The sequence below is a fragment of the Mycobacterium szulgai genome (assembly GCF_002116635.1).
In the GTDB taxonomy this organism is placed as follows: Bacteria; Actinomycetota; Actinomycetes; order Mycobacteriales; family Mycobacteriaceae; genus Mycobacterium; species Mycobacterium szulgai.
Genome location: NZ_LQPW01000168.1, coordinates 22595 through 35417, shown reverse-complemented (window position 1 = coordinate 35417; position 12823 = coordinate 22595). Strand labels below are relative to the sequence as shown.

Here is a 12823-nt window from a genome sequence, read left to right as displayed (position 1 = left end):
ACCATGAACGCCACCAACTCCGGCGTCGCCTTCTCCGCGGCGAAGATCAGGTCGCCCTCGTTTTCGCGGTCCTCGTCGTCGACGACGACGACGGCTTTGCCGGCAGCAATGTCGGCTACCGCCCGCTCAACGGAGTCAAACTTTGTCATCGTGCCACCTTGTTGTCAGGCCGGCTCATAACAGAAGCCGGGGGGTCGAAAAGGCGGAAAGGCTGGTCAGCCCGACCGCTGCAGCGTAAATCAGCAAAGCCGCCGCTGGGAAGCGTCCGTTTGGCGCGGAGCCGATTCGCACGTTTATTGATCCCCCGATGGTGATCCACATCGGAGGTCTTTAGCGGCTTGTGACATGAAAAACTATAAGGCCCTATGCGGACAATTAACATTAGTAATTATGCCCAAGTAGCTTGGAAATTCCTGGACAATTCCGTGAAGGGCGCGGCCTCAGCCGCTCACCAGCAATGGCAGTGAGACCGCTCCCGCGCCGCCGGTAACGACGATCACCCAGCGACCGTCAACGGGCATGACTATGTCGATGCCGAAGATCGCGAACCCCACCTCGGCCGCGGTGGCGGCCTCTGGCAGCTCAAACGTCAGATAAAGGGGTTCGTCATCGGTCGGAGGCCTGATCTCCACGTCGACTCGGGGGTCCGGGCCTCCCGTCTCCGCCTGGGTCAGCACGACAAGCAGAAACTGGGCCGACCGGTCGGGCTCAACGGCAAATCGGTACAGCACACCGCCCGACACGTTGAGTTTGTTGTCCACCACCGAAGCCGCTTCGGCCAGGAAGGCCCCGACAATCACCCCGCGAACTTACCGCTCTGTAGTTCGTCGAGACGGTCGAGGGTGCGTTGGGCCACCCGTCAGGGTCAACCCGCGCTATAGGGCTGTTGCTGCGGCGGGGCTTGCGGCGTCTGCGGTTGGGGCGCGCCGCCGTAGCCCAATTGGGAGGCGGTGTAGCGCGCGCCATCGGTGACCGGCACGGCTTGCACCGCGGTGCCGTAGGCGCAGATCTCGGTCCACACGTCGCCGAGCTCGGTGGTATCGAAGCGCATTCCGATGATCGCGTTGCCGCCTTTGTTACGGGCCTCGTTAATGAGCCGGAGCATCGCCTCGTTGCGGCTTTCGGCCAGATTCTTCGTCATGCCTTGCAGCTCGCCACCGAACATGGATTTAAAGCCGGCACCTATCTGAGAGAAGGCATTCCGCGACCGGACAGTGAGTCCAAAGACTTCGCCGCATACGCGCTGGATCTCCCACCCGGGAATGTCATTGGTAGTGACGACGAGCAACGGACAGCCTTTCTGCCGGGATAAGAACTTCGGGTGCAGGGTACCGCGCGCTACCGCAGTTTCCGGTCGTTGCTGTGCGGTTGGCGGCAGGTCTGTTGACGACGGATCCGCATCCGCGGCTACGGTCTGTGTCATGGGTTCGCTGGGCCCCCACAGCCAGGACATCGAGGACATCGACTTCGACGACCTGATCTCGCCCCAGTTGACCGATGTGCAGCGTCAGATCTTGAAGTTCACCGAGTCCAGACACGTCGAATTCGACATCGACCGGATGCTCGCCGAAGCCATCGAACAGGCCGGCGCCGCCGATCTGAACGAGACCGACGGCGTCGGCGACCGATTGCGCGCGCACGTGGCCGCGATCGAAGCCGACGAAGGCCTAACTCAACTCACCCGTTCCACCCTGCGGCAGCGGGTGGTACGCCTGCTGCGCAACCGCCTGTCGCTGACCGAACTCGTCAAGCGCTATCCCGAGATCGAATCGATTCCGATCGAGAAGCCGTTCATCGTCGTGGGCATGCCGCGGTCCGGTACCACTCATCTGGTCAACCTCATCGCCGCCGACCCGCGCCGCCGCGCGCTGCCGTACTGGGAGAGCCAGGAGCCGATACCCGCGCGCGGCCAAGGGCCCGACATCTTCGGCGTCGACCCCCGCTACACGCGCGCCAAGCAGGAACACGACGCACTGATGGCCAGCGCACCGGTGGTGGCCGCCATGCACGACCGGTTCCCCGAGGCCATCGAGGAAGAAGTCGAACTCCTCGACCTGGATCTGGCGAGCTACGTGCTGGAATGGCATGCACGCGTGCCGGATTGGCGGGACTACTACCTCAGCCTGGATCAAACACGGCACTACGCCTACTTGAAGAAGGTGCTGCAGGCATTGACGTTTCTGCGGGGTCCGCAGACCTGGGTCCTGAAAAGTCCTCAGCACTGTGAACAGCTCGGCCCGCTGATGGCTACCTTCCCCGACGCCACAGTGGCTTTCACGCACCGCGACCCGGTAGCCGTCATCCAGTCGGCGATCACGATGATGGCCTACTCCGACCGGCTGCGCCGCACCAGCATCGACCCCGAGTGGCTGCTGGACTATTGGAGCGACCGGGTGCGGCGGCTCTTGAGCGCGTGCGTGCACGACCGCGATCTCGTCTCCGACGAACACAGCATCGACATCGGCTTTCACCACCTCAACGGCAACGAGATGTCGCTGCTGGATGAGCTTTACCGGCGTGGCGGCTTCGAACTGACATCCCAGGTGCGGGACCGCTTGCAGCGATACCTCGACGGTAATCCGCGCGGCAAGCACGGCCGCATTCGCTATGACCTGCAACGGCATTTCGGCATCTCGGCCGATGACCTGCGCGGGCGGTTCGGTTTCTATTTCGACAGGTTCGACGTCCGCCCGGAATGAAGGAGGCAACAGTTGGAACCGGTCTTCCGCAACCGGCCGGGTGCTGACGAGATGCGCCCGGCGTGCGCCGAGCGGGCAGAGCAGATCGCCCCGGGGTTGTGGTGCTCGCCAGGGCTGTCCAATGCCTACCTGCTGACCACGGGGGATGGCCGGGTGATCGTCAACACCGGCATGGGTTTTGAGGGTCCGGTGCACCGCGCCAACTTCGACGCCGTCGACTCCTCGCCGGTGCGCTACATCATCTTCACCCAGGGCCACGTCGACCACGTCGGCGGCCTGGACAGCGTGCGCGATCCCGATACCACCGTTGTCGCGCAAGCGAATTGGACGCTTTGGCGCGACGATAACGAGCGTCTCATCCCATACCGCGCCAGCCGCAGCGCCTTCGCGTTCAAAGACACCCTGGCCGCTGGCGTCCAGGCAATTCAACGACGGCTGGGGACTCGGCGCCTGCCCGGCCAGAGTGTGCCCACCGTCGATCTCGACTTCGAAGACACGCTGAGCCTGGAGGTCGGCGGGCGCAGGCTGCAGTTGATCGCCGTCCCGGGCGGAGAGACGAACGACTCGCTGGTGATCTGGCTGCCCGACGAGCGGACCTGTCTGTGCGGGAACACATTTGGTCCGCTATTCGGGCACATTCCGAACCTGGTCACCATTCGCGGCGACCGGTACCGGGATGCGCTGACGGCCATCGCCTCAGTTGAGCGGGTGCGCCAGCTGCAACCCGAGCTGCTCGTCACCGGCCACTTCGACCCGATCGCCGGCGCCGCCAGGATCGACGCCGAACTGACCCGGCTACGCAATGCGATCCAGTACCTACACGACGAGACCGTAGCCGGGATGAACGCGGGCAAGGATGTCGCGACCCTGATGCGCGAAATCACCTTGCCCGCGGAATACGAAGTGGGCCAAGGATATGGGAAGGTGTCCTGGGATGTGCGGGCCATCTGGGAGAACTACTCGGGCTGGTTCCATCACCGGTCGACCACCGAACTCTATCCGGTCGGTTTCGACGCCGTCGCCGCCGACATCGTGGAACTGGCCGGCGCCGACGAGCTGGCGCGGCGGGCTCGCACTCACTTGGCCGAAGGCCGCCCCCTGCATGCCATCCACCTCGCCGAGCTGCTTCCCGCAGACCACCGCGGCGCGCGCGACGTACTGCGCCAAGCGCACGAGCAGCTGCTGGCCGGCAGCGTCAACTTCTGGGAAAGCGCCTGGCTCAAACAACAGATTGCGAGCAATTCATGACGGCACAGGTGAGTTTCGATTTCACCGGAACCACAGCCCTGATAACCGGCGGCACCAGCGGGATCGGGCATGCGATCGCGACGCTGTTCCGGGATGCGGGTGCCGAAGTCACCGTCACCGGAACCAAGTCGGATTCCGGGGAATACGAAACGGATCTGGCCGGCATGGCCTATCAGCGGCTGCAGATCGCCGATCCCGATTCCGTCGACAACCTGGCACAGGGCTTCACCGGGCTCGATGTGCTGATCAACAACGCCGGTGCCAATTTTCCCGGCGGCCTTGACGAATCGAAGCCGGACGGGTTCGACGCGTCGGTAGCCCTCAACCTGATCGGGCCGTACCGGTTGACGGTCGGCCTCTACCGGGCACTCAAGTGCTCGACCGCCGCGGGGGGAGCCAGCGTGGTGAACCTGGCATCCATGTCGGCCCTGCGGGCGGTCACCCTGGTGCCCGGCTACGGTGCGGCGAAAGCCGGAATCGTCTGTGTGACAAGAAATCTCGCCGTGAAGTGGGCGGGCAAGGGCATCCGGGTGAATGCGGTGGCGCCGGGCACCATCGATACACCCATGACCGCGCCGATGCATGTCGCGCAACAGTTGGTGGATATCGAGTTGGCGCATATTCCATTGCGCCGCTTCGGTTCCGCCGCAGAGATCGCCCCGACGGTGGCATTTCTGTGTACCGAGCAAAGCAGCTACACCAGCGGAGCCGTCTTCGTCGTCGACGGCGCGTCGGATTGCGTGTGACCGGAGTAAGGAACCCGCCATGACCTTCGCATTGAAACCCGAAGATTTCTACCACACCGGCATCGTGGTACCCGACCTCGATGCCGTAATGGCTCGCCTCAGCGCGCTGGCCGGCTACCGGTGGATCAAACCCCTGTCCTACACATTGCCTTTTCGGACCACCGCCGGAATCCAAGAGCTGACGTCGACCATCGTGTACTCCGTGCAGAGTCCATACATCGAACTCCTGCAAGAAGTGCCCGGAACCCCGTGGACGGCCGCACCCGGCAATGCCGTACACCACCTCGGCTACTTCACCGACGATCTCGCCGGCACCGCACAAGAGCTGGAGCGCAACGGCTGCACGTTCGAAATGACCGGCGCCGTAACCGGTTCCGAACTCGCGATGTTCGCCTATTACCTCGACCCGGCCGGCGTGCGCATCGAAATCGTCGACCGCGCATTGTTCCCGGATTTTCCCGCCTTCCTGGAGTCACAGGCCCGATAATGGTGCTGACCGTTCTCCGATTCAACTTCGCTTCCCCGCAAGGCAATCCACGCACTCAGGGCGAGTTGATCCGCACCGCACTCGAACTCGCGCAATGGGGCGAATCGCGGGGGATCACCACGGTCAGTGTCGACGAGCATCATGCGAGCGGGCACGGGTGGAGCTGCAATCCCATCATGGCCGCATCGATGTTCCTCGCGCGAACCTCGCGGCTGATCGCCAGCGTGGACTGCGCGCTCGGGCCGCTGTGGAACCCGGTGCGGCTGGCCGAGGACATTGCACTGGTTGACAATATGAGTCGCGGACGCCTGCATACCACGATCGGACTCGGCTACCGCCCTGTCGAATATGACGCGCTGGGAACAGATTTCAGCCGGCGCGGCGCACTGATGGACGGCCTGATCGAACGAATGTTGTCGGTCTGGTCGCGGGCCGAACCGGATGCCGGGATCTGCACCGGGACCTGGACGCGGCCGCACCCGCCGCTGTACGTCGGGGGCGGTGTGCGCGCCACGGCACGGCGGGCGGCGCGTTTCGGGTTGCCACTGAGCTTGGTCGATCACCTGCCCGACATCGCCGCCTACTACCGCCGGCTGTGCGGCGAGGCCGGCATCGTGCCGTTCGTCATCATGCCCGCCGCCACCAACCGCGGCATGATCTTCCTGCACGAAGATCCGGAGCGGGCGTGGGCCGATCTAGGTGAACACATTCTGTGGGAGGCCGTCACCTACGGCGCCTGGTCCGGCGAGTCACGGTCGCTGATGCACCTACCGGGAGTCCAGACCCTGGAGGAAGTCAAAGCGTCGGGACGCTACCGGTTTCTGACGCCCGACGAACTCGTCGCCGAAGTGCGCGAAGCCCAGCAAGACGGCGAAGACTACGGGCCGCTGGTGATGCATCCCTTGGTGGGCGGCATGCCCCTCGACGAGGCGTGGAAGTCGGTGCAGTTACTCACCGACGCCGTGCTGCCGGCGCTGACCCGGGGTTAGAGACCGAACGAAGGCTGCTGCGTCGGGATGTCGCTGACCAGAACCGGAAGCGAGATCGCCCCGCTGCCGCCGGACACCACCAGCACCCACCGGCCGTTGACCGGGAGCCGGAGCTGGAGCTCGAAGAAGGCGAACCCGGGAAACTCCGCTACCGACGATTCGGGTACCTCGAACTGCAGCTTGATCGGTTCGCCCTCGTCGGTCGGCGGCCGCATCTCGATCTCAACCTGCCGCTCGGTGTTGCCGGGCTCCGCCTGGGTCAGCACTACCAGCACGAAGCGGGCCGATCGGTCCGGCCCCAGCGCGAATCTGGACAGCACGCCGCCCGACACATTGAGTTTGTTGTCTACCGCGGCGGCCGCGTCGGCCAGGAAGGCGCCCGTGAGTATCACGCCGAAGAACCTACCGCACCCTCCCCGGTCGCTGCGCTGAAGCACGAGTTTGAAGAAGCCGGTGAACCATCGCCGGCGACGCACCGTACTTGTGGACAAGGTTTGGTCCATTGCAATGCGTCCGGCGCAGCACCGTTGCAATTTTCCAATTTTGCATCCGGAAACAGTCGCCCATCGCTACTATCGCAGTGAGTAACTGTAGAAGACCAGCTCGCGGACTGATACAGGAGAAACCCATGCAGCCCATGACAATCGGTTCGGCTGCCGCCGACATCGGTTCACAAATCTCTGATAACGCTTACCAGGGCCTGCAGGCTGCTGCGACTGCGTCGACGTCGCTGACCTCGCTGCTGCCCGCGGGTGGCGAAGAGGTCTCAGCTCAGGCGGCGATGTTGTTCGCCGCTGATGGTGCCCAGATGATCGCCCTGAACCAGGCGGCACAGGAAGAGTTGGCCCGGGCGGGCGCGGCATTCATCGACATCGCTCGAATGTATGCCGACGTCGACGCCCACGCCGCCGGCCTGCTGCTGGGTGCCGCTCTGCGATAGTCCGGCTTTGGCAAATTTTCGCGCCCGAAGCGTGATACTGAGGTATGTCTGATCGCCGGCCTGATCGCAATGTGCTGGGCGGCCCGCTGGAGCCGTGCGGTACCGAGCCAATGACTGGCTTCTACCGTGACGGCTGCTGTTCCACCGGACCGGAAGACGTCGGTTGGCACACGATCTGTGCGGTGGTGACCGCCGAATTCTTGGAGCACCAGCGCTCGATCGGCAACGATCTGTCGACCCCGGTGCCCGAGTACCGATTTCCCGGGTTGTTGCCGGGCGATCGCTGGTGCGTCACCGCCGTGAATTGGCTGCGGGCCCACGACGACGGTGCCGCCGCGCCGGTGGTGCTGGCCTCCACCCACGAGCGAACCCTCGAGGTGATTCCGCTCGAGGTGCTGCAGGAGCACTCCGTCGACGTGCCCGACGATTTGGCGAACCTGGAGCAGCCCTAGGGCACTTCCGTCGAGTACAGCCAGGCATCCCACAACGGGCGCAGCGACTCGTCGCAGTAGGTGGACGCAAGTGCGGTGAAGTCCTCGGTGACGACGGTGCCGTACCGGTACCGCTCGGTCCATTCCTTGAGCAGCGCGAAGAAATTCTCGTCACCCAGTTGTGCGCGCAAGGTATGCAGGGTCAACGCGCCGCGCTTGTACACCCGGTCGTCGAACATGTTGCGCGGCCCGGGATCGGCCAGCACCAGGTCTTGGGGCTTGTCGCGCAGCTGTTCGTGATGTAACCCGGCAAGCTCGTCGGCACTGGGGCCACCGCCGTGCTCGGACCACAACCACTCCGCGTAACAGGCGAAACCCTCATGCAGCCAGATGTCCCGCCATCGCCGCGCGGTCAGTGAATTGCCGAACCACTGGTGTGCCAGCTCGTGCGCGATCAGCCGCTCGCTGTCCCCGGTGCCGTCACAGTGATTGCAACCGAAGATTGAAATCCCCTGGGCCTCAAGCGGTATGTCCAGCGGGTCGTCGGTCACCACCACCGTGTAGCCGTTGGCCAGCGGGTAAGGCCCGAACCGGTCGACGAAAAACTCCATCATCTGCGGCTGGCGGGCGAAGTCGTGGTCGAATTCCTCGCGCAGCCGGTCCGGCAACGCGGCCTGCATCTGCACCGGAGTCGTGTCCAGCCGGGCCAGTTCGTATCTGCCGATCTGGAGGGTGACCAGGTAGGTCGACGTCGGCTCCGGTTGTTCGTAGGTCCACACGGTTTGCGAAGCCCGGGCCCGCCGCGACACCAACTTGCCGTTGGCCACCACCCGGTAGGCGCTTTCGGTGCTGACCTGGATGCGGAATGCGGCCTTGGCGCTGGGATGGTCGTCGCAGGGAAACCAGGATGCGGCGCCGTTGGGCTGCCCGGCGACCAGAGCGCCGTCGGTCAGTTCCTCGAAGCCCACGTCGCCCCACAACGTCCGCAGCGGCCGCGGTGCGCCGCTGTAGCGCACCACGATCGTCAAGGCCGCGCCAGTCGGCAGTTTGGCTTCCAGCCGGACACGCAATTTGCCCGCGCGCGAAGAGAATTGGGCCGGGCGCTTACCGTTCACCGACACCTTGGCGACGCTGAGAGCGGCGGACAGGTCGAGGGTGAATTGCTGCAACTCGGTGAGCGTGACCGCGGTGATGGTCGCAGTTCCCGATAGCCGATTGCTGGCGACCTTGTACTCCAGGTCCAGCTCGTAGCGCGACACCCGGTAGCCGAAGTTGCCGTTCTTCGGCAGGTACGGGTCGATCACCTGGGGGACCGCGGGGGCATTCTTGGCCGAACCCTTCATGCGGCGGTCTCCTGGACGCCTTCGGCCGCCTTCTTGTTGGCGGTTTTCTTGCGCCTGGCGTCCCACGGCCTGATCGGATTGCCCTGCCAGCGCGTCGACGGCGGCACCTCGTCGCCGCGCACTACCAGTGACGCGGGGCCGACGGCCGCTCCGGCGCCCAGCCGCGCTGCCGGCAGCGCGACGCAATGCGGCCCCAGCGTCGCGCCGGGCTCCAGCACCACGCGGTCCATCCGCATGATCCGGTCGTGGAACAGGTGTGTCTGCACCACGCAGCCGCGGTTGACGGTGCTGCCGGCGCCGAGTTCGACCAGGTCCGCTTCGGGCAGCCAGTAGGTCTCGCACCAGGCGCCGGAGCCGACGCGCGCCCCCAGGCCCCGTAGCCACAGATTCAGCACCGGCGTTCCACTGGCGGCGCGGGCAAACCACGGCGCCGCAACGGTCTCCACGAACGTGTCGGCCAGCTCGTTGCGCCACACGAAGGACGACCACAGCGGAAATTCGCTCGCCTTGATCCGCCCGACCAGTAGCCATTTCGCGGCGACGGTGATGCCACCGGCGACGGCACCGGCGGCCAGCAGTACCAGGCCGCTACCCAGCGCCGCCCACCAGACGCCGAAAATCCTGGCTAGCGCCTGCAACGCGCCCGCCACGGCCAACCCGATCGCGACGGTCACGAAGACCGGCACCAGTCGGCAGGTTTCCACCGCGGCACGCATGATTCGCAACCGCAGCGGCGGGTCATAGGTGGTCTCGGTGTCGGTCTCGGTGGGCCGGCGCCGCAGCCGCATCGGCGGGCTGCCCAGCCAGGATGATCCGCGCTTGGCCTTGGGCGGCGTCGCCGACAACACCGCGACCAGCCCGTCGTCCGGAACGCGGCGCCCGGGTTGGGTGATCCCGGAGTTGCCGAGGAATGCGCGCCGGCCCACGGTCGTCTCGGCCGCGTAGATCCAGCCGCCGCCCAGCTCGTAGGAGGCGACCATGGTGTCGTCGGCCAGGAAGGCGCCGTCCTCTATGACGGTGAACTTGGGGACGAGCAACACCGTCGAGATCTCGGTGCCCCGGCCCACGCGGGCGCCGAGAACGCGCAGCCACACCGGTGTGAGCAGGCCGGCATAGAGCGGGAACAGGTAATTGCGTGCGGCGTCCATCAGCCGTTCGGTGGTCCACAGCTGCCAGCCGGCGCGACTGCGCACCGGGTGGTAGCCCTCGCGCAGGCCGATGGACAGTAGCCGCACGGCGAGAACCGTGAGCAGCCCGTACATCGCCAGCGCGGCCAGCGCCGCCACCGGTGACCACGCCAGCGCGGGCAGTACTGCCTGTGACAACCTTCGGGTGCCGCGCACGGCCACCGCGATCACGGCGAGACCGCTGGCCACCGCGAGCAGCGGCAGACCGGCGAGCAACAGCGAGGTCAGCCCATAGCCGGCGACCCAATGTGACCTGCGGGCCGGCCGCTCGTCCGGCCAGGGGTGCCGGGCCTTGCCGGACTTCACCGCCGGCGAGCCCTTCCAGTACTGGCCGTTCTTGATCTTGTCGAGCACGCCCGAGCCGGGGGCCACGTCGGCGTTCTTGCCGACGACCGCGCCGGGCAGCAGTGTGGTCCGCGCCCCGATGGTCGCGTCGTTGCCGATTGTGATCGTGCCGAGGTGGAACACGTCCCCGTCGATCCAGTGACCGCACAGGTCCACCTCGGGTTCGATCGCGCTGCGCGGCCCGACGGTGAGGAATCCGGTGACCGGTGGAATCGAGTGCAGGTCAACACCTTTGCCGATGTCGGCGCCCAGCGCCCGGGCGTAGTAAACCAGCCACGGCGCCCCGGCCAGGTTCTCGGCACCGCTGGCGGCGGCCAGCCGCTCGGCGAACCACACCCGCAGGTGCACCGAGCCGCCCCGGGGATAGCTGCCCGGCTGCACCTTGCGCAGCAGGATGCGCGCGAAGAACACCGCGATGCCCATCCGGCCCACCGGCGTCACGAACACCACGAACGCCACCGCGACGACCCACCAGTTCACCGGCACGGTCCAGGGCACCAGATGGACGGCGCGGGCGACGTTGTTGAGCAGCGCCAGCCAGGTCAGCCACGGCAACGCCGCCAGCGTCGCCAGGGGTACCGCCAGGACGGTTTGGGCCAGCTGGGTCAGCCGTGGAGTCGGACGCACCACCCGCTCGGTGACCTGTGGGGGTGGCTCGAGCTCGTCGAGAAACCCGGCCAGCGAGCCCAGCCGCGGATGGTCATAGAGATCGGCGACGGTGATCTGCGGATATTGGTGCCGCAGTGTGGCGACGAGTTGGGCGGCGGCAAGCGAGCCGCCGCCGAGTGCGAAGAAGTCTGCTTCCGGGCCCGCCACGGTGGCGCCCAGCAGGTCGCGCCACATCTCGGCCAGCCGGCCGGCGGTGCCGGCCAGTTCGGGTGTTTCGTCTGTATCTGCGCTGCCCGGGGGTGGCCACGGCAGCGCATCCCGATCGACCTTGCCCGACGTGCGGGTGGGCAACTCGTCGATGTGCACCAGGCGCGGGACCATTGCTGCGGGCAGGTGCCGGGCCAGCTCGCCGCGCGCTGCGGCTATGTCGAACGACGGATCCGCGCTGACCACGTAGCCGACCAATACCGTTGCACCAGAACCGGTTTGGCGAACGGCTGCGGCGCCGCCGCTGACGCCGGGCAGATTCACCAGCGCCGAGTCGACCTCGCCCAGCTCGATCCGCCGGCCGCCGACCTTGACCTGGTCATCGGCCCGGCCGCAGAAGTACAGGCCGTCGTCTTCCAGCCTTACCAGGTCTCCGCTGCGGTAGGCCCGCGTCCAGCCCAGCGTGGGCAGCGCGGCGTACTTCTCGGCGTCTTTGTCCTCGTCCAAATAGCGGGCCAGCCCGACGCCGCCGATCACCAACTCGCCGGTCTCGCCGTGGTTGACCGGCTGCCCGTCGGCGTCGACGACGGCCAGGTCCCATCCGGTCAGCGGCAGCCCGATGCTGATCGGTCCGGCGCCGTCGAGCCTGGCCGCGCAGGCGACCACGGTCGCTTCGGTGGGGCCATAGGTGTTCCACACCTCGCGACCTTCCACGGCGAGCCGCTCGGCCAGCTCCGGCGGGCACGCTTCGCCGCCGAAGATCAACAGCCGGACGGCTTCCAGCGCTTCAGCCGGCCACAGCGCGGCCAGCGACGGCACCGTGGACACCACGGTCACATCGCGGGTGACCAGCCACGGGCCCAGGTCCATGCCGCTGCGGACCAGCGATCGCGGTGCGGGAACCAGGCACGCGCCGTGCCGCCACGCCAGCCACATCTCCTCACAGGATGCGTCGAAGGCGACCGACAACCCGGCCAGCACCCGGTCGCCGGGGCCAATCGGGTTGTCCGGCAGGAACATCTGCGCCTCGGCGTCGACGAACGCGGCGGCGCTGCGATGCGTCACCGCAACACCCTTGGGCGTCCCGGTCGATCCCGAGGTGAAGATGATCCATGCGTCATCGCGGGTTTGCGGATTTCCGGCCCGCCAGCCGCGCGACGAGCCGGGGCCGCGCTCGATGCCCGCCTCGGTGATGACGGCGACCACGTTGGCCTCGCTGAACACCAATTCGGCGCGCTCGTCGGGGTCGTCGGCGTCGACCGGAACGTATGCCGCGCCGGTGGCAAGTGCGGCCAGGATGGCGACATAGAGGGAATAGCTCCCGGAGGGCATGCGGATGCCGAGCCGGTCGCCGCGCCCCACGCCCCGCGCTGCCAGCCAGCCAACGCTGTCCTCGATGTCGGAGATCAGCTCGCTGTAGGTGAGCTGGACTTCGCCGTCGTCGATGGCCGCGGCGTCCGGATAGCGCGCGGCGGTGTCATAAAGGATGTCGATGAGCGTGCGCGGATTGGGTGCCTTGCTCGACAGCAGGTACTGCGCCGGAATCACCCAATATTTCTACGCGAGATTGCCGCACCTGTGGATGTCGACAG

At 66.3% G+C, this 12823-nt stretch carries 13 protein-coding genes; 7 read left to right on the top strand and 6 right to left on the bottom strand.

Annotated features, from left to right (window positions below; all coding sequences use genetic code 11):
* From AWC27_RS26880 to AWC27_RS26870, 3 genes are all read right to left on the bottom strand, one after another.
* On the bottom strand, positions 1–149 hold a 149-nt coding region (locus AWC27_RS26880), incomplete at its 3' end, for a 3,4-dihydroxy-2-butanone-4-phosphate synthase (protein ID WP_211281718.1).
* 291 nt (positions 150–440) lie between these two features.
* Positions 441–800, bottom strand: a complete 360-nt coding sequence (locus AWC27_RS26875) for a hypothetical protein (protein ID WP_083114338.1) — start codon at positions 798–800, stop codon at positions 441–443.
* Positions 801–865: 65 nt separating this feature from the next.
* Positions 866–1288 (bottom strand): YbjQ family protein, encoded by a 423-nt coding sequence (locus AWC27_RS26870; protein WP_085673576.1) that lies wholly within the window; start codon positions 1286–1288, stop codon positions 866–868.
* A 133-nt stretch (positions 1289–1421) separates the two neighbouring features.
* Here AWC27_RS26870 and AWC27_RS26865 point away from each other — a divergent pair, with 133 nt between their 5' ends.
* The 5 genes from AWC27_RS26865 to AWC27_RS26845 are packed head-to-tail and all read left to right on the top strand — an operon-like array spanning position 1422 to position 6169.
* Positions 1422–2699 carry a sulfotransferase family protein gene (locus AWC27_RS26865; protein WP_085673568.1) on the top strand — a complete coding sequence of 426 codons (1278 nt, stop codon included), beginning with the start codon at positions 1422–1424 and terminating at the stop codon, positions 2697–2699.
* A gap of 51 nt (positions 2700–2750) precedes the next feature.
* On the top strand, positions 2751–3947 hold the full coding sequence (locus tag AWC27_RS26860; RefSeq protein ID WP_085673574.1) for an MBL fold metallo-hydrolase: 1197 nt from the start codon (positions 2751–2753) through the stop codon (positions 3945–3947).
* Positions 3944–4693: an SDR family NAD(P)-dependent oxidoreductase gene (locus AWC27_RS26855; protein WP_085673566.1), complete on the top strand. Its 750-nt coding sequence runs from the start codon at positions 3944–3946 to the stop codon at positions 4691–4693. Before AWC27_RS26860 ends, AWC27_RS26855 begins: the two co-directional genes overlap by 4 nt.
* A gap of 19 nt (positions 4694–4712) precedes the next feature.
* A complete protein-coding gene (locus AWC27_RS26850; RefSeq protein ID WP_085673565.1) occupies positions 4713–5180 on the top strand; it encodes a VOC family protein in 468 nt (155 codons plus the stop codon).
* Positions 5180–6169, top strand: coding sequence for an LLM class flavin-dependent oxidoreductase (locus AWC27_RS26845; protein ID WP_085673563.1), 990 nt, complete (start codon positions 5180–5182; stop codon positions 6167–6169). The genes AWC27_RS26850 and AWC27_RS26845 overlap by 1 nt, the downstream gene beginning before the upstream one ends.
* Here AWC27_RS26845 and AWC27_RS26840 read toward each other — a convergent pair.
* Positions 6166–6561 carry a hypothetical protein gene (locus AWC27_RS26840; RefSeq protein ID WP_085673572.1) on the bottom strand — a complete coding sequence of 132 codons (396 nt, stop codon included), beginning with the start codon at positions 6559–6561 and terminating at the stop codon, positions 6166–6168. The two genes, AWC27_RS26845 and AWC27_RS26840, sit on opposite strands and share 4 nt — an antisense overlap.
* A 236-nt stretch (positions 6562–6797) precedes the next feature.
* On the opposite strand from AWC27_RS26840, the gene AWC27_RS26835 reads away from it, so the two are divergent.
* Together AWC27_RS26835 and AWC27_RS26830 are read left to right on the top strand one after the other, a co-directional pair.
* On the top strand, positions 6798–7109 hold the full coding sequence (locus AWC27_RS26835; RefSeq protein ID WP_085673561.1) for a PE family protein: 312 nt from the start codon (positions 6798–6800) through the stop codon (positions 7107–7109).
* Between the two features lie 44 nt (positions 7110–7153).
* Positions 7154–7561, top strand: coding sequence for a DUF2237 family protein (locus AWC27_RS26830; protein ID WP_085673559.1), 408 nt, complete (start codon positions 7154–7156; stop codon positions 7559–7561).
* Here the strand turns inward: AWC27_RS26830 and AWC27_RS26825 are convergent.
* Together AWC27_RS26825 and AWC27_RS26820 are read right to left on the bottom strand one after the other, a co-directional pair.
* Positions 7558–8883, bottom strand: a complete 1326-nt coding sequence (locus tag AWC27_RS26825; RefSeq protein ID WP_085673557.1) for a M1 family metallopeptidase — start codon at positions 8881–8883, stop codon at positions 7558–7560. The genes AWC27_RS26830 and AWC27_RS26825 overlap by 4 nt on opposite strands.
* Positions 8880–12779 carry a Pls/PosA family non-ribosomal peptide synthetase gene (locus AWC27_RS26820; protein ID WP_085673555.1) on the bottom strand — a complete coding sequence of 1300 codons (3900 nt, stop codon included), beginning with the start codon at positions 12777–12779 and terminating at the stop codon, positions 8880–8882. The genes AWC27_RS26825 and AWC27_RS26820 overlap by 4 nt, the downstream gene beginning before the upstream one ends.
* Positions 12780–12823: the final 44 nt, after the last annotated feature.